Source organism: Acidovorax sp. KPB24-07, assembly GCF_057543315.1.
On record NZ_BAAJYS010000075.1, the window covers coordinates 1 to 15,589 of the forward strand.

Here is a 15,589-nt window from a genome sequence, read left to right on the forward strand (position 1 = left end):
CGGGCCGGTGGGGGGAAGACCCTCCGGGTCCGCGCTGATAAACCAAGCATCAAAAATGGCCACCAGCACAATTGGCACTAGGGCATATTGCTCATCAAAAACAGAGCATTACCTTGCAACCCCACGCCAGCCGCTGCCTCCAACCCAGTCCCATCTCACCTCATCCCCATCCACCCTGCCGCCCCTCCCGCCATGCCACCCACCCACTTCACCCCCGTCCCGCTCGACAAGGCCTACCGCCTGCTCAACCACGGCCCCACCGTGCTCGTCTCCGCCCACCACTCCGGCACCGACAACGTGATGGCCGCCGCATGGGCCTGCGCGCTGGACTTCAGCCCGCCCAAGGTCACCGTGGTGATCGACAAGGCCACGCGCACGCGCGAGCTGGTGGAAGCCAGCGGCCAGTTCGCGCTGCAGCTGCCCACCCAGGCCATGGCCGCGCTCACCGTGGGCGTGGGCACCGACAGCGCCAAGGCGCGGCCCGACAAGCTGCAGCACTACGGCGTGGAGTTGTTCCACGCGCCCGGCCACGCCACACCCCTGGTGCAGGGCTGCGCGGCTTGGCTGGTGTGCCGCGTGGTGCCGGAGCCGCACAACCAGCAGGCGTATGACCTGTTCATCGCCGAGGTGGTGGCCGCGTGGGCAGATGAGCGGGTGTTTCGGGAAGGGCACTGGCACTTTGACGAAGCGCCGGAAGGACTGCGCACGCTGCATTACGTGGCGGGTGGGCAGTTTTATGCGACGGGGGCGTCGGTGCGGGTGTGAGCGCGGGGTGGGAAGGCTGCTTTTTTGGCTTGGCAAAGGCCCGAAGATGCTGTGGTTCTTCGATAAATTTCCGAGCCCATCTATAGCAATGCGACTCTGGAGGCGAGCAATTGCGTTCAGCCAGCATCCCAAGCTTTGCGGCGATTAGCCCCTTGATTCACCGCACAATGTGCGGCGAATAAGACGCACCCGTCTCGCGTCGGAAAATTTCATTTCAGCCAAACTGATCTCCAGGAAGCGCCCCTCAACTGGAGATCGCGCCCCGCCCTTCATAAGCGGCCATGATGAACGGCTTGGCCGCCTCCAAATCGGCTTGCGTGCTCAGCGTAAGCTCCAAATTGCCAGTTCCCCAATGACCGATGTTCGTCACATCCCGCGCGTTCGCCAATGCTGGCACGGCTGTGCCAGGGTCCAAATGCAAGTACAGCAAAAGGCAACTTTTCCGGTGCGGGACCACGGTGGCGAAGTTTTTCAGCCGTTTGAAGGCCACATACAAGCGCAGCTCTTTGCGCTGTACATCGTCGCCCAGCGAAAGCATGTAGCCGTCCAACGATGCAAGCAGTAACTGCACAGGCGCAGCCATCTTGGCCAACACTTCGGCAACCGATTTATCTGGGCCAGTGCCCTTCACACCAAGGGAATCAGACACCAACGGCACGAAAACTGAGGCCGCTCCCGGCTTGCTCACGGGCGCTTTTGGCAACTTGACTGCTGTCGCTTTGCTGCCCGCATCACTGCCTGCATTCACCGACTCCAACAAGAGCAAGTCACCCCCGAACTGCCGGTAGCGAATCAGCTCGATGTTGCGGCCAATCTGCTGCACCGCGTGGCCGTCGTACTTGGTGAAGTCCGCCGCAATGCACACCACGCGCGGCGCGCTCCAGTCAATGGCATCGGCGGCAGCGGCACCCAACTTGTCCAGCACCAGCAGCTTGAACTCGGCCTTGTGGTCCAGCAGCCAGTCCAGGTAGAACAGGCCCTGGTTGATGACGTTCTCGCCCACCGACCGCTTGTATTCCAGGATCACGGGGCAATTGTTTTCATCCAGGCCCAGCGAATCGATCCGCCCGCCGTGCGTCTTGCCTGTGGAATGCTCGCTGGCGATGAAGCGGATGTTGAGCAAAGGTTGCAGATTGGCTTCGATCAGCGTTTGCAGAGGCTTTTCCAGATCAGAGGCGCTGCCTTGCAGCTCGGTGGCGGTGCCGCTGGTGAGGCGGAAGAGTTTGATGTCGCTCATGGCAAATCGCAACGCAACAAGCGTTCAGTGGATGGTGAACCACGCAGCTCAAGGCGCAGCCAGGGCTGTTTCTGGAACTGCGCCGGTGGCTGCGTCGTGGTCGTGACGATGTATTGGAAAGCGGAGTTTTCTTGGGCTTCCAGCGTTGCGACCGTGCTGAAAATACGGTGATAAACGCTCTGCCCCAAATCAGCCTCGCGGGGGCTGTCGTGCACAAGGAAAGCAGGCAAATGGGTGGTGCCTTCCATGCTCATGCACATCACAGCAATGTCGAAAGCAATCACCTTCAGCGAATTGATGGCGGCGGTAGACCGATCGCCCCCCAGTTGAACCGCTAGCTTCATGCCATTGCCGTCCAGCGTCACGCGCCCTGACGCCATAGGCCCCACCACTGTCCGAATCACCGCATCGAAGTAGTTCGATAGCCGATCAAGAACCAGCCCCTGCCGCTCACGAAACGCACCCATGCGGTCCCGGTTGTCCTCCATCTGCGTCACCAGCTTTGCAGCGGCAGAGATAGCTTGGTCCCAGTCGTCCCAATCGCGCGCCAGACGCTTGATGTCGTCAAGGCTCCGGGTCACCTTGAACCAACTGGTGGAACGGCCTTCATTGAGTTTTTCAGCTTTGTTCAGTGCTTGCCGCAAGGCATCCCGTGCGGAGCGTGCCGGTGGTAGCTGCTGCTTGAGCAACGTGATCTCGACACGGACATCCCCGATGGTTTTCTTCGCCTCATCGATCTGCTTCACCAATGCGTCGTGACGCGCCCGCAGGCCGTCAAAGTCGGGTAGCTTGTGCGAGAGCTTGCACCCTTGGGCCAACACACGGTCAATGGGCACTTCACAGATTTGGCAGGCAGGGACTTCCGCTCCCCGCACCCTCGCCGAGCTGGCGGGTAGCTCTGACTGGTATTGCGTGAGCAGCGCTTCGCGAATGGGCAAGCTGGCTTCCAGCACGGCCAACTGTTTCTCTAGCTCGCTCACCCGCTGCTCGCTGTCGCGCCAGCGTTGCCGCAACTCACCCAGGTTAGAGACATCCACCCCCGGGCTCACCTTGGATGCCTGCGCCAGCTTCTGGCTGGCGGCCTGGCGAAGCACGCCAATGCACAGACGCCCTTCGGGCACATCGGTGGGTACCAAGTCCAGATTGCGGATGATCTCCAGGCGCAGGCGTTCGCAAGCCCACTGCCTGCGCCCCGCCTCCAAAGTCTTGGCCTTGTGGGCTTCGGTTTTGGATGCAATCGCCTGCTGCAACTCAATTTCTTCGGGGGAAATGGCGGCAATCAAGCCACGCAAAGCCTCTTGCCGACGGCTGCGCGACATGGATCGGGTGGGCGATTCCGACGCCGATTCCGCCGCACGCCATTTCAGTACATCGTCAAACCGGCACTCCTGGTCTCGCGTGAGCCATGCCAAGGCCACGCGCCAAGCGTCGTGTGGCTGCTCCACTGGTATCAAGGCGGCTACTTGCGACGTGAGGACTTGGGTCTCAATGGCGTTCAGCAGGGGTTCCATCCCGGTCGGCTCGTTCTGCCGGTCAAACAGTTGCTCCGGCAAAACATTCGCCACCGCAAAATGCCCGCGCCCCACGCCCAGGGGTCGCAACACGCCCCAAGGGGTGCCGTTCAGCACCACCTCTGCCGAAACCCAACCGTTTAAAAACTCGGTGCTGATGCTCAGCCGCTGGTCCTCAGGCGCAAACTGGTCTTCGCCCAGGCAATAACGCAGCAGACGGCAAAACAGCGTCTTGCCCGCACCGTGCCCCAACGCGCCCGCATCGTTGCGGCCACCAAAGTCCGCCGGGTCGGGCGACCACACAAAGTTCAGCCCTGGCCGAAGCTCCACCGTCCGCACCGGCACGTGCGGCTCTTTCCAGATGGTGAGCCGCCGCACCCACAGTGCAGGCTGCTTGGCACCCGCCGGAGGCGTTACCCACAAGGCAGGGCGTTCAAACAGTTCAGGCTGCTCTTGCATGCACAAACTCCACAGTCGATGTCTCCAGCAACGGCAAGATGGCCTCGGCACCATGGGTCCGCAGGTACGCCACCACCCAGCCCGCACGGCCCTGTGGCCAACCTGCCGTTTCAATCTGGCCCGCGCCAAGCCCTAAAGCCCAGGTGGCCTGCGGCCCAGAGCCTTCTTCCACCAAGTCGCCACGCGCCCGCATGCCCAGCAGGGCTTTGCGCCAAGCACCATCGATAGCGGGCTGTAAGCACGCCACCTGAGCGGGCAGAGGGTCGGCAGTTGGGCCCACCAGCCGCTGCCATTGCGCGGCTTGCTCCGCAGGGAGCACTGCGGTCATCTGCCGGGGCTGCAAGCACAGCACGGCGGCAAGGCGAGCCTGCATCTGCGGCATGGGGCCGCCCCAGGACTTGAGCACTGCCACCAGCATGGCCGTTACTGCATGCTCATCCATCGCTTCAGGCGCTGCCCACACACCATCGGGCAAGCCAACCACATCGGGCTGGACCCCTTCGGGCGTGGCAAATAGCTCTTGTGTCTTGGTGCGTGGCCGCCCACGCGATGCTTTTGCTTTGGCGGGCTGGGTCGCGGCAAGGCGCTGCAGCAGCACACTCGCGGGCTCGTCTTGCGGGTCTTGTTGCACCAGTTCGCCGCGAAAGGCTTTGGACAGCACCAGAGGGCTCAAGCGTTGGGCTCGGGTTCGCGCGACAGTGGCGCGGGCTTCGACGCTGTCAGCAAAGGCAAATAGTGCTTCTATGCGGCGCACGATTTCGATTTGCTCAGGCAGCGGTGGAAGGTTGATTTCGAGTTCACGGACGCGCTCGCAATTCAACGCTTTAGGCCCTGAACCGTTACCCTTTGTCCGAGTGTTTTCGTACTCCCGGCGAAACCAAAACCAAAGATATTTGGAATCCAAGACGCCAGCAACGGGCACCACCCCTGCGATGTTTTGATTGATGCAAGCGGCAATATCCAAGATCGCAGACTGGCCGCGTGTCTTACCTTCGCCGATCATCGCCATCAACACCGTGCCTTTAGGTAAAAGGCGAACGGATGAGTTGTTGAAACCCTGTTCTGTAATTTGCTCGCGTGTGCGACGGATCACGCCGTTAGCGACTTCCCCTGAGCTGACCCATGGGATTTCACCGCCCCAATACGATGGTTCTTGACGTGATGGCGTACTGCCATTGCTCACCGCCCCCACCATGCCAACATGGGTAAGTAACCAAGTCTCTGGAAGCTCCCCATTGAGAGGCTTTGCGGGCTGATGATTCGAGAAAAATTCAGTAGCTGCCTTTGTCAGGCGCGGGCCAGCAACAGCTAAACGCGCAGCCACGACGTTCTCTGGGACAACATCACCGACGTTGTCCTGGCGCCAGTCCTCTGTCAATTCGCCTGCTGTTGCAGCATCCAAAACCGCCTGCCTAAACCGCTTGAGCAACGCGGGGATGGCGTCGAAGCGGTCGTTGCAGGACTGGATGCGGGTGAGCAGCGTGTCGAGTTGGTTGGCGATGCGGGTTTGCTCGGCCGTGGGTGCCAATGGCACATCAAGACCACGAATATCTTCCAGCCGGATGCCCTTAACCGTCGTACCTGTGCCCATTCCTTGAATGCGCGCTTCATTGGCTCGCCAAAGGTATTCCACATAGGTCTTGTCAACGCCTTCATGCAAGAAAAGAGCTTTCAAATCTTGATTGATGGCTGTAGGCACCAGCGGACGCGTGATCTTGCCCAGCGACATGCGCGTTGCAACGATCAGGGTGTCTGCTGGAACCAAGTTGCTCGCGCTGTCCTCCAGCGCTGCATCAGAAATGTGGTCTTGCGTGTCAGCCACAAAACGCGCATGCAAGTCCTTCACCGTCATGAACGGAATCGACCCTTGAAAGTACGCAGGGTTCGCTTTGCTGGGTGTACCGCCCCCTACGATGCTTTTCAATAACTGGCCCAATTGGGTGGGGACCCAACCTTCTGGTAACTCACTCATCCTCGTCCCCTCCCAGCAACACCCCGCGCCGCGCCAACCGCTCGCGCGCTTCCAGTAGGGCTTGGTGCAGGTGCTGTTCCAGCTCGGCCTTGGGTGGCAGCTCGGTCCAGTACTCGGCCACGGTGATGCCGTCTTTGTGCATTTGCAGCAGCTCCACCTGTTCGCGGCTGGATTCGGCGCACAGGATGAGGCCGATGGGTGCCTCTTCACCCGCTTGGCGCTCGTGCTTATCTAGCCACTTCAGATACAGCTCCATCTGGCCTTTGTGCGCGGCTTTGAAGCGGCCCAGCTTCAGCTCGATGGCCACCAGGCGGCGCAGGCGGCGGTGGTAGAAGAGCAGGTCGAGGTAAAAGTCTTCCCCGTCGATGACCATGCGCTTTTGCCGCTCCACAAACGCAAAGCCCCGGCCCAGCTCCAGGATGAAGGCTTCGAGCTGGCGCAGGATGGCGGCTTCCAGGTCGGCCTCGTCATGGCCCTGGCGCAGGCCCAGAAAGTCCAAAAAGTACGGGTCTTTGAAAACGGTGCCCACCGTCTGCGCCTGTGCCGGCACCAGCGCGCCAGTAGCAGGGGCACCGGCGTTGGCATGGGCAATGGCACTGCGCTCGAATGCTTTGCGGTCTATCTGCTGGGCCAGCTCGCGCACGCTCCAGCCGTCTTGCGCGGCGTGGTGGGCGTAGAACTGCTGCGCCTCGGGCGCTTTGAGAGCCACGATAGCCACCATGTGGCTCCAGCTCAATTTTGTCGACAGTGTCGACACAATCTCTACGCTGGGGAAAGCCTGCGCAAACTTGACCATGCGGCGCAAGTTGCGGGCTTCAAAACCCCTGCCAAATTCTTGCGAGAGCTGTTGGCCAAGTTGCTCCAGCAGCTGGCTACCGTACTGGGCACGTTCGCCGCCCAGCACTTCGGTGGCCAAGCGTCGGCCCACCGCCCAGTACAGGCGGGTCAGTTCGGCATTCACCGCACCGGCCAGGCGCTGGCGGCTGCTGGCGATCAGGGTGCGCAGTTCGGCGTGCAGGTTGGTTGGCAGACCATCTTCTGCCGCTGCGGTAACCAGTTGGCTCATGGCTGGGCCTCATCGGCCGTGGCGTCGTCGACCAGCAGGTCTTCCAGCGCGACGTCCGGGTCTTCGCCCAATTCTTCCAGCAGGCTGCGCAGGTCGGCCATGGCACCGTTCAGCTCGCGCATCACCATGCGCGCCACCAGCGCGGGTTCGTCGCGCTGGGCGTCTGCGGTTTCGGCGTTGTCGTCTTTGAGCCAGCTGATGTCCAGGTTGTCGCCACGGGCCTTGATTTGCTCGCGGGTGAACTTGCGCCAGCGGCCTGCCTCGCCCGTGTCCACGCGCTGGGCCAGGGCTGCGGGACCACCGCAGGGGTCGTTGCCGAATACGTCTTCAAACTTGTCGTGCGGCACACTGGCCGGGGCATCGAGCTTGGTACGGAAATACTCGCGGGTGAAGGGAGTGCGCTTGCCAAACTGGGGCATGTTGGCGCGCATGTCGTACACCCACACTTCTTTGGTGTTGCCCTTATCGGTTTTGCCACGGGTGAAGAACAGCACGTTGGTCTTCACGCCCTGTGCGTAGAAGATGCCGGTGGGCAGCCTTAGGACAGTGTGCAGGTTGCACTTGTCCATCAGGTCGCGGCGTATGTCCGCGCCCACATTGCTTTCAAACAGCACGTTGTCGGGCAGCACCACGGCAGCGCGGCCTCCGGGGGCCAGGTTGCGGTAGATGTGCTGCAAAAAGCAGAACTGCTTGTTGGTGGTGGGGTAGGTGAAGTCGGTGCGGGTGGGCAGGCCGCCGCCTTTTTTGGTGCCAAACGGTGGGTTGCTAAGGTTGAGCGTGGCCTGCGGCAGGCGGGTGCCTTCTTCTCCCAGGGTGTCGCCAAACTGTATGCCGCCTTCAATGCCGTGCAGCAACATGTTCATGAGTGCCAGGCGATGGGTGTCTTGCACCAGCTCCATGCCGTAAAAGGTGCTGTGGCGGTATTTGCGCTGTTGCACTTCAGTGCGTTCGTCTGGCGGATACTTGGTGCGCAGGTAGTTGTTGGCGGCAATCAGGAAGCCACCGGTGCCCGAGGCGGGATCCTGGATCACATCATCCAGCGTGGGCTGCATCACGGCCACGATGCTGTCGATCAGGTCGCGGGGCGTGAAGTATTGGCCTGCGCCGCTTTTCTTTTCGCTGGCGTTGCGCTCCAGCAGGCCTTCGTACAAGTCGCCCAGGTCGTCGCGCTGCACGCTGTACCAGTCGAGCTTGTCGATCTCTACCACCAGCTTGGACAAGGTGGCGGGCTTGGTGATGAAGGTGCTGGCGTTGGCGTAAATCTGCTGCACGCTGCCACTGCCGTGCAGGCCGTAATCCAGCAGCAGCTCTTTGTACATGTCCAGCCGGTCTGGAGCCGAAGCCGCCATCAGGTCGGCCCATCGAGTGCCGTCCATTCTCACTCTTTTCTCACCCTTCCTGGGCGCTTTGTCGATGACCAAAGTGCCTTCTTGGCCGGTCTCTTGCATCATGCGCAAGAAGAGCAGGTAGGTGAGCTCGCTCACATACTGGTGGTAGGTCACTCCGTCGTCGCGCAGCAGGTTGCACAGGTTCCAGAGCTTGGCGACGATGTCTGACGCCGCAGGGTTGATTGCAGTCATGTAGGGGGATGCGGGAAACGCGGTCAGGCGGACTTTTGGTCGTCGGCCCACAGTGCGTCGTTAAAGGCTTCCAACACGGGCTGGAGCTGGCCGTTGAAGAGTTTGTCCAGGCGGGCAAAGCCCCCGCCGTCGCGCTTGAATATAAGGTCTGGGTCGTCCAGGGCTTCGCGGTCTACCAGCATATTGGCTTTGGTTTGCGCGGCTATGCGTTTGAGCCAATCCCGCTGGGGCTGCGTCCAAGGTTTGCCGGCCAGCGGTTTCGCCAGCAGGTCTTGCAGCGCATGGTCTACGCGCTCAGCATAGGGCAGCAGGGCGTCGCCCATGGCAGCCTGGCGGATGAAGCCAATGATGCGGGCGGCAATGTCCTGGTTGCTGAGCTCGCGCCAGGCGGTGGCCAGGCGGGTTTCGGTAAAGCCAGCCTGGTCCAGCGCCAGCACGAGCTCCTTAAGCTGCTTGCGCGTGAGGTCGCGCGGGCGGGTGAGCACGGTGATGAGTGCAGGCAACTCGTTGCCGTGGCTGGTGATGAAGTCTTTGAACGCTTTCAAATAATCTTCAGGCTTGCTGGCGGCGCCGTAGCCACGCTCGATGCCAGCCAACGCGTCGGGGTGGTCGGAGATAAACAGGGGCTGTCCGCCACCATCGCGCTTGCGGTCGAGTATTTCGCCCAATCGAGGGTTTTGAATAAACCAGTTGGCGATTTCGTCCACCGACAGGGTGCGCAGCTTTTGGATGAAGGCTTCGGGCGTCATGCCGGCCTTGGTTTCAAAGTCTTGCGTAGCTTGGGCGTCGAGATGGCGTTTCTTGACTTGCAGCTTGGCCAGGAACTGCTGGCGCACTAGCTCCCGTGCGGCGGTGTCTTGCACGGCCACCATTTCTTGCTCCAGCTGCGCAAAGCGGATGCTGGGGTTGACCACCACGGGGCGCATGGCGGTCATGTTGCCAATGGCTTCAAAAATGCGCACGGCGTCAAACACGCGAAAGCTGTCTTTAGGGTCGCCGTCAAAGTCGCACAGGCGAGTCGCCCGGCCCAGCATCTGATCGAACAAGATGCGGCTGTTGACTTGGCGCAGGAAGACGAGGTTGCAGATTTCCGGCACGTCCACACCGGTGGTGAGCAAGTCCACGGTCACGGCCACATTGGGCAGGCGCTCGTTTTTAAAGCGGCGAATCAGCTCCAGCGGCTTGTCGGCATTGCCGGTGATTTTGATGACGGCATCGTCCTCCACGCTGCCGTACTGGGCTTCAAAAGCGGATTTGAGCACGTCCACCACCAAATCGGCGTGATCGGTGTTGACGCAGAAGATGAGGGTTTTGCGCTTGCCCGTGGGGTCGATCTCTTGGGCCAGGTAATTGCACACCACTTCATTGAAGGAGCGGGTGATGACCTTGCGGTTGAAGTCTTCGACGTTGAGGGCTATGGCATCGGGTGCCTTGAAAAGATCGATCTGATTGCGCCGCGCGTCGTAGATCTTGACCTCCTCCCCCACCTTCCAATGCATGCCCCCTTTTGAGAGATCGGTGTGGATCTGAATGGGTGGCTCGTAGTCCACTAGGTAGCCATCCACCACAGCTTCGCGGTAGCTGTAGGTGAACACAGGGGCGCCAAATATTTCGGTGGTGTGCAGGGCCGGGGTTGCGGTCAGGCCGATCTTGACGGCATCGAAGTAGTCGAGCACCCGGCGGTACTTGGAGATGTAGTCGTCAAAGCCCCGAAAGCTGAGTTCGGTGTCTGACAGTTCGCGGTCCAGCGTGTAGCCGCGGTGGCATTCGTCGATCACCACGCAATCGTATTGGTCCACCGTGGGTGGGGCTACGCCATCGGCAGCGAACAGCACGCGCCGCATCATGCCCTGCACGGTGGCAATGTGAACAGCGGTGTCGTCGTCTGGCGCCTGTGCGTCCAACTCTTTGATGCCGAAGGCTTCGGCAAAGGTTTGCAGCCGCTCCATGCGGGTGTCCTTGAAGGAGTTGGCCGCTTGTTCGCCCAACGCCGACCGATCCACCAGAAACAAGATGCGTTTGAAGCGCTGCGCTTTGAGCAAGCGGTAAATCAAGGCAATACAGGTTTTGGTTTTGCCAGTGCCTGTTGCCATGGCCAACAAAATGTCGCGCTGGCCCTGGCCTATGCGTGCCTCGGTGGCACGGATGGCCTTTTGTTGGTAGGGGCGCAGTGGAAAGCCGAAGTTGAACTCGGTGTTGTCCAGTTGCTGGTGTGCTTTGACCTCATCCGCAGCGAGCAGATGTTTGAGTCCATCAGGGCTGTACCAGCCATCCAGCGCCTGACTGCGGTTTTCGGGGTGGCGTAAGTCGCAGAACCAGATGCCGCTCTTGGTAGACAACTGCCGCAAGTAAGGGCGCCCATTGGCAGAGAAGACGAACGGGATGCGGTATTCAGACTGCGCGCCCCAGTTGCAATCATGCAGATGAACCTCTGCGCCAGCGGTGAATGTGCGGCTGTAGCGTTTGGCTTGTTGCAGGGCGCCTGATACGTCAATGTTCTTTCGCTTGGCCTCGACCACGGCCATCGGCGTGAGCCCTTGAAAAATCACATAGTCGGCGGAACAGCCATCACAGGGCCACTCGGCGATGGCAATGTTGCGGCCGCGCACTGGGCGTGCCCCTTTGCTGTAACGCAAGCTTTCACTGTCTGCCTCCCAGCCGGCCTGCCGCAACTGGGCGTCGATGATGCGGCGGGTTTCTGCTTCGTCCAGCTGGACTTTGGTGGCAGCTGCGTTGGCGGACTGCAACAAGGAAGCGTATTGCGTTGCCGGGGCTGCAACAGCGGCGGCTTGCAGGGCAGAAAGTTGGTCTGCCAAGCGGGCTTTGGCCGCATCAGCCTCTGTGGCCAACTGCTCCCAAACGGCACGCTCTTCACTCAACGACGATAGCTGGGTTCTCGTCTGCGCAAGCTCTGCACCCGTCTGCTCATTTTGAGCTTGGTAGCTTGCTACCGCCTGCTGCAGCCGTGCCAGCTCGGCTTGCAGGTCCGCTGTTTCGTTGCTGGGTGGTTGAGGTGGAACAAAGGGGCCAGATCGATGGTTGGCATTTTTGAAGGTGCGATGGAACCACAGCGCCAGTTGCCAGCAAAGCTTGAGTGTGGACAACGCTCCCGCATGGTTCCCGGCCAGGGCGTGGTTTGCGGCATTGCCATTGATGCGGATTTGATCGAAGACCTGCTTTACCTCTCTCGGCAAGGCGCCCTCGTTCTGCAAGCGCCGTATGAGTTCGTATTGGGTTTCGGCGGGGTTCGTCAAAAAACCGACTCTGGCCGCCAGAGACTGTGCCAGAGTTTCTGAGAATTGCCTGAGCTTCAGCAGGCTAGTGTTGGGATCCTCCGCGAAGTACCGCTCCGCCAATGCGCCCAACCGCCAAAGCTGCTCTTCGTAAGAGCGCAGCATGTCAAAGTTAGATTGAATCCCTTGAAGCATAGGTTTTTTGAGTGAGCGGCAGATTCACAACTGGCAGGCAACGTCTGATTTTGCCCGCGATATTCGGTGCTTATTTCTACCCCGCCCCAATGACCAATCGGTGGGTCGCTCTTGTGCTCGCAACGTAAACCAAACGTGCGTCCAACTCCGGGGAGGCTTTCGCTGTGTTGGCTTTCCGACGTTCGTCCTCAGCAACCACCGCCACTACCGCCCACTCCAACCCCTTACTCGCATGCATGGTCATCACCTTGATCGTGTCCTCCTCCGGCCGGTAATCCCCTGACCTCTTGCGCATCCGGTGCGGCAGCCCTTTTCGCACCAACGCCGCCGAGCATTCCTCCATCTCGCTGTAATGCCGGCACAGCACCGCCATATCGCCCCACGCATGCCCCTGCGCATGCTGGTCCGCCAGCAGCTCCGCCACCCGTGCCGCGCGCTCCGGCAGCGTGGGCAGGTCGATCACGATGGGCTCCGGCCCCTCTCGCCCGCAGCTAATGGGTTGCAGCAGCGGGATGCCGTCTTCCCCGCCCACGGCGTCTTCGGGCTGAAGCAGGCCGCCAGCCATGCGGTGGGCCAGTTGCAGGATCTGCCGCGTGTTGCGGTAGTTGATCTTCAGGATGGTGGTGCGGCCCTGGGCCTGGATGCCGACGCTTTTCAGGCTGAAGCTCTTCTTGTCGGCGCGGTCGTAGATGCTCTGCGCGTCGTCGTACAGCAGCAGCAGGCTGTTGGTGGCCGGGTCTACCATCTGCGTGACGAGCTTGAGCCATTCGGGCGCGAAGTCGTGGCCCTCGTCGATGAGGATGGCGTGGTACTGGCCGGCGGGAATGTGGCCCGCGTCCACGCCGTGGATGACGCGCTGCACGTACTCGGCCATCAGCTTGTCCACGGGCCAGCGCTGCGTGCCCTCGGGCAGCAGGTGGTAGGTCACCAGTTGGTCGCGGCACCATTTGTGGAAGTGGCGCACGTGCACGCGGTCTTGCAGTCCCTTGGCCTGGAAGGTGGCCGCCAGTTTCACGCCCAGCGGCTCGTTGTAGCAGAGGATGAGGATGGGCTTGGCGCCCGCCGTCTGCGTCTGCGCCAGGTGTTCGGCGCGGTAGCCGAGGATCATGGTCTTGCCGGAGCCGGCCACGCCGTGGATGACGCGGTGGCCGTCGCCCAGGCTGCGGGCGAGCTGCTCCTGCTGCAGGTCCATCACCCGCATGATGCCGGGCAGGCGGGCGTCTTCATCGTCGTCGCTGTCGCCCCCCTCTCCGCCCGTGCCCTGCCCGAACAGGCTTTGCTGCTGGGGCACGCGCACTTCGGGGAACAGGATCCACCGAACGCGGTCGAGCTGCGGCAGGGTGATGGCGCTCTTGCGGCCGAAGGTGTGCGGGTACATGGCCCACAGGCGCTGCTGGAAGGCCTCGGCGTCCACGTCTTCGAACATCTCGTCCTTGCAGATGGCCAGGTGGGACGGAATCGCCTCGCCCAGGCCCGCGCCCTCGAATTGCTTGCGGGTGATATGGGTGAAGACCACGCCGTGGCCCCAGGGGAAGGCGAGCTTGCCTTGGTAGGGGCCTTCGCCCTGCACCAGTTGCGGGTCGCGCTCCAGCGCATTGACGACCTGGATCGCGCAGTGGCGCGCCTGCTGCAGCGGGCTCATGACGACTTTGAGCTGGCCCTCGGGCGCGATCTCGAAGCGTTCGCGCGTGGCGTTGCGGATGGTGTCCAGGCGCCAGTCCTTCACTTCCAGGATGAGCGCGCCGCGGCGGGGGTGCAGCACCACGAAGTCGGGCCGCGTCTGCTTGGGGCCGATGGGCACGTCCCACCAGAGCAGGTAGTCGTCCTCCAGCTTCTGCTCCAGCCGCTCGGCCAGGCGGCGCTCGCCCGAGGTCATGCGGGCCGCGCAGGCGCCCAGCGCCGGTATCAAGGTTGCCATTCCATCCCCCCAGCCCTCCCGATTTATGTATCTGTCTGTTGCAGCTTATAGCGGGAGTGGCTGATTTCTAACTGACGGAAACCCCGGGATGGCGTTCGGGTAAGGCGCCATCGCGTGAATGGAACTCTGAGGAAAAATGGCCTCCAGCGCATATTTCTCTAGGGCGTATAGCTATTGATTTAATAGCAACCCAAATACGACGCCGAGTGGGAAGAGAGAGGCCAAAAAATGCGATGGACCAGGCGTGTCGCGCTGATCTCGCAGGCAGCACTTAGCAAATACTTGCACAAGGGCTGCTGCCCGTGCGGGATCCGCCACACGGGCGAGCCGGTCTTCGGCACCCAGGGCGGGTGCCACGCGCCGGCAGGCCACCGGCCGGCGCGCTGCCGGCGGCCGCCTGCCAAAAGGCGACCAGCCGGCTGGCTTACTTGTTCACGAACGCATTGCGCGCCGCCACCGCCAGGTCCGGGTAGTTGGCGAACATGCCGTCCATGCCCATGTCCAGGTAGCTGCGGAACTCGGTGGCGGCCGTGGCGGCGTTGGCCTGGGCGAAGGTCCAGCCGTGCACCTTGAGGCCGGCGGCGTGGGCCTGGTCGATGTAGTCCTTGGTGATCGGGTACGCGGCGGTGTTGATGACCACGCCGATGCCTTCGGTGAAGCCGGCCACTTCCTTGAACGTGAGCTGCGTGACGGTGCTGCCGGAGATCACGCCCATGCGTGGCGTGCCGTCGGCGGCCTTGGCGGCCACTCCCAGCAGGATGAGGGGCATCTTGCTGTTCTGCGCGGTCTGCTTGGTGCGCAGGCTGCGCAGCGTGGCGTCGCTGAACGACTGGATGTAGACCTTGCTGTCGGCGTTGTAGCCGTTGTCCTTCAGCGTTTTGAGGATGCCGTCTTCCATCACCGGGTCGGCCTGTTTGGCCTCGGGGTACAGGCCCACTTCGCGGCCCACGGCGGTGGATTGCTTCTTGGCGAAGTCCACCACCTCCTGGAAGGTGGGCACCTGGAAGGGGTTGGCGGCGCTGGGCGCAAAACCCGGGTAGCTGGTCTTGCCGGTGCCGGTGGGCACCACGGTCAGGGTGCGGATTTCCGCGAGGGTGAAGTCGGCCACCTTGTAGCCGCCGTTGCGCTGCGCGAACAGCGTGGCCACGTTGGTGGTGCGGTTGAGCGTGTCGTCGTGGATGGCGACGAGGGCGCCGTCCTTGGTGATCTGCAGGTCGGGCTCGATGAAGTCGGCGCCCATGCGGATGGCCAGTTCATAGCCGGCCAGCGTGTGCTCGGGCAGGTAGCCGCTGGCGCCGCGGTGGGCGATGACCTGCGGCTGGGCGGGCGGCGCGTCGTCGTTGCCGCCGCAGGCGGTGAGCGCCAGCGTGGCGAGGCAGAGCGCGGCGATCCAGGATTTCTTGGGGTGCATGCCAGGGGCTTTCATCAAGGTCAAACAAAGCCACTGACTTTAGGCGCCGGCCATGGCGGGGCCATGACAGTTGAGCGACACCCCGCAGCCGCCACCCCCCGGCAGGCAGGTGGTGTCCCTGCCGCCAGGCGCGCTGGCCGCTTTTTCAGCGCAGGCGCGCCAGCGTGCCGGCCTCGGCTTCGCGCACGGCCGCCTGCGCATCGGCGGACAGCAGCAGGCGATCGCGTTCCAGGCGCCAGGCG

General features: G+C 62.1%; 9 protein-coding genes. 1 reads left to right on the forward strand and 8 read right to left on the reverse strand.

Annotated elements, in window-relative coordinates:
- The first annotated feature begins 192 nt into the window (after positions 1–192).
- Positions 193–765: a flavin reductase family protein gene (locus AC27IQ_RS10670; RefSeq protein WP_487089441.1), complete on the forward strand. Its 573-nt coding sequence runs from the start codon at positions 193–195 to the stop codon at positions 763–765.
- Between the two features lie 244 nt (positions 766–1,009).
- On the opposite strand, the gene AC27IQ_RS10675 is transcribed toward AC27IQ_RS10670, so the two are convergent.
- The 8 genes from AC27IQ_RS10675 to AC27IQ_RS10710 all read right to left on the reverse strand — a co-directional run bounded on the left by AC27IQ_RS10675 (position 1,010) and on the right by AC27IQ_RS10710 (position 15,347).
- A complete protein-coding gene (locus AC27IQ_RS10675) occupies positions 1,010–2,002 on the reverse strand; it encodes a DUF5655 domain-containing protein (RefSeq protein WP_487089442.1) in 993 nt (330 codons plus the stop codon).
- Complete coding sequence (locus AC27IQ_RS10680) at positions 1,999–3,972, reverse strand: DUF2326 domain-containing protein (RefSeq protein WP_487089443.1); 1,974 nt, start codon at positions 3,970–3,972, stop codon at positions 1,999–2,001. Before AC27IQ_RS10680 ends, AC27IQ_RS10675 begins: the two co-directional genes overlap by 4 nt.
- A complete protein-coding gene (locus tag AC27IQ_RS10685) occupies positions 3,956–5,944 on the reverse strand; it encodes a restriction endonuclease subunit S (protein ID WP_487089444.1) in 1,989 nt (662 codons plus the stop codon). The genes AC27IQ_RS10680 and AC27IQ_RS10685 overlap by 17 nt, the downstream gene beginning before the upstream one ends.
- The gene (locus tag AC27IQ_RS10690) at positions 5,937–7,010 is read right to left on the reverse strand and encodes a PDDEXK nuclease domain-containing protein (RefSeq protein WP_487089445.1); all 1,074 of its coding nucleotides are present in this window, start codon (positions 7,008–7,010) and stop codon (positions 5,937–5,939) included. Before AC27IQ_RS10690 ends, AC27IQ_RS10685 begins: the two co-directional genes overlap by 8 nt.
- Positions 7,007–8,590 carry a class I SAM-dependent DNA methyltransferase gene (locus AC27IQ_RS10695; protein ID WP_487089446.1) on the reverse strand — a complete coding sequence of 528 codons (1,584 nt, stop codon included), beginning with the start codon at positions 8,588–8,590 and terminating at the stop codon, positions 7,007–7,009. The genes AC27IQ_RS10690 and AC27IQ_RS10695 overlap by 4 nt, the downstream gene beginning before the upstream one ends.
- Before the next feature lie 23 nt (positions 8,591–8,613).
- A complete protein-coding gene (gene hsdR, locus AC27IQ_RS10700; protein WP_487089447.1) occupies positions 8,614–12,018 on the reverse strand; it encodes a type I restriction-modification system endonuclease in 3,405 nt (1,134 codons plus the stop codon).
- Between the two features lie 76 nt (positions 12,019–12,094).
- Entirely contained in the window at positions 12,095–13,936 is a 1,842-nt protein-coding gene (locus tag AC27IQ_RS10705) for a DEAD/DEAH box helicase (RefSeq protein ID WP_487089448.1), read from the reverse strand.
- A gap of 424 nt (positions 13,937–14,360) precedes the next feature.
- Positions 14,361–15,347: a glycerophosphodiester phosphodiesterase family protein gene (locus AC27IQ_RS10710; protein WP_317351371.1), complete on the reverse strand. Its 987-nt coding sequence runs from the start codon at positions 15,345–15,347 to the stop codon at positions 14,361–14,363.
- Between the last annotated feature and the right edge of the window lie 242 nt (positions 15,348–15,589).

Coding starts and splice junctions, on each gene's coding strand:
- AC27IQ_RS10690 (WP_487089445.1), bottom strand. CDS start 7,010: ATGAGCCAACTGGTTACCGCAGCGGCAGAAGATGGTCTGCCAACCAAC.
- AC27IQ_RS10685 (WP_487089444.1), bottom strand. CDS start 5,944: ATGAGTGAGTTACCAGAAGGTTGGGTCCCCACCCAATTGGGCCAGTTA.
- hsdR (WP_487089447.1), bottom strand. CDS start 12,018: ATGCTTCAAGGGATTCAATCTAACTTTGACATGCTGCGCTCTTACGAA.
- AC27IQ_RS10680 (WP_487089443.1), bottom strand. CDS start 3,972: ATGCAAGAGCAGCCTGAACTGTTTGAACGCCCTGCCTTGTGGGTAACG.
- AC27IQ_RS10675 (WP_487089442.1), bottom strand. CDS start 2,002: ATGAGCGACATCAAACTCTTCCGCCTCACCAGCGGCACCGCCACCGAG.
- AC27IQ_RS10710 (WP_317351371.1), bottom strand. CDS start 15,347: ATGCACCCCAAGAAATCCTGGATCGCCGCGCTCTGCCTCGCCACGCTG.
- AC27IQ_RS10695 (WP_487089446.1), bottom strand. CDS start 8,590: ATGACTGCAATCAACCCTGCGGCGTCAGACATCGTCGCCAAGCTCTGG.
- AC27IQ_RS10705 (WP_487089448.1), bottom strand. CDS start 13,936: ATGGCAACCTTGATACCGGCGCTGGGCGCCTGCGCGGCCCGCATGACC.
- AC27IQ_RS10670 (WP_487089441.1), top strand. CDS start 193: ATGCCACCCACCCACTTCACCCCCGTCCCGCTCGACAAGGCCTACCGC.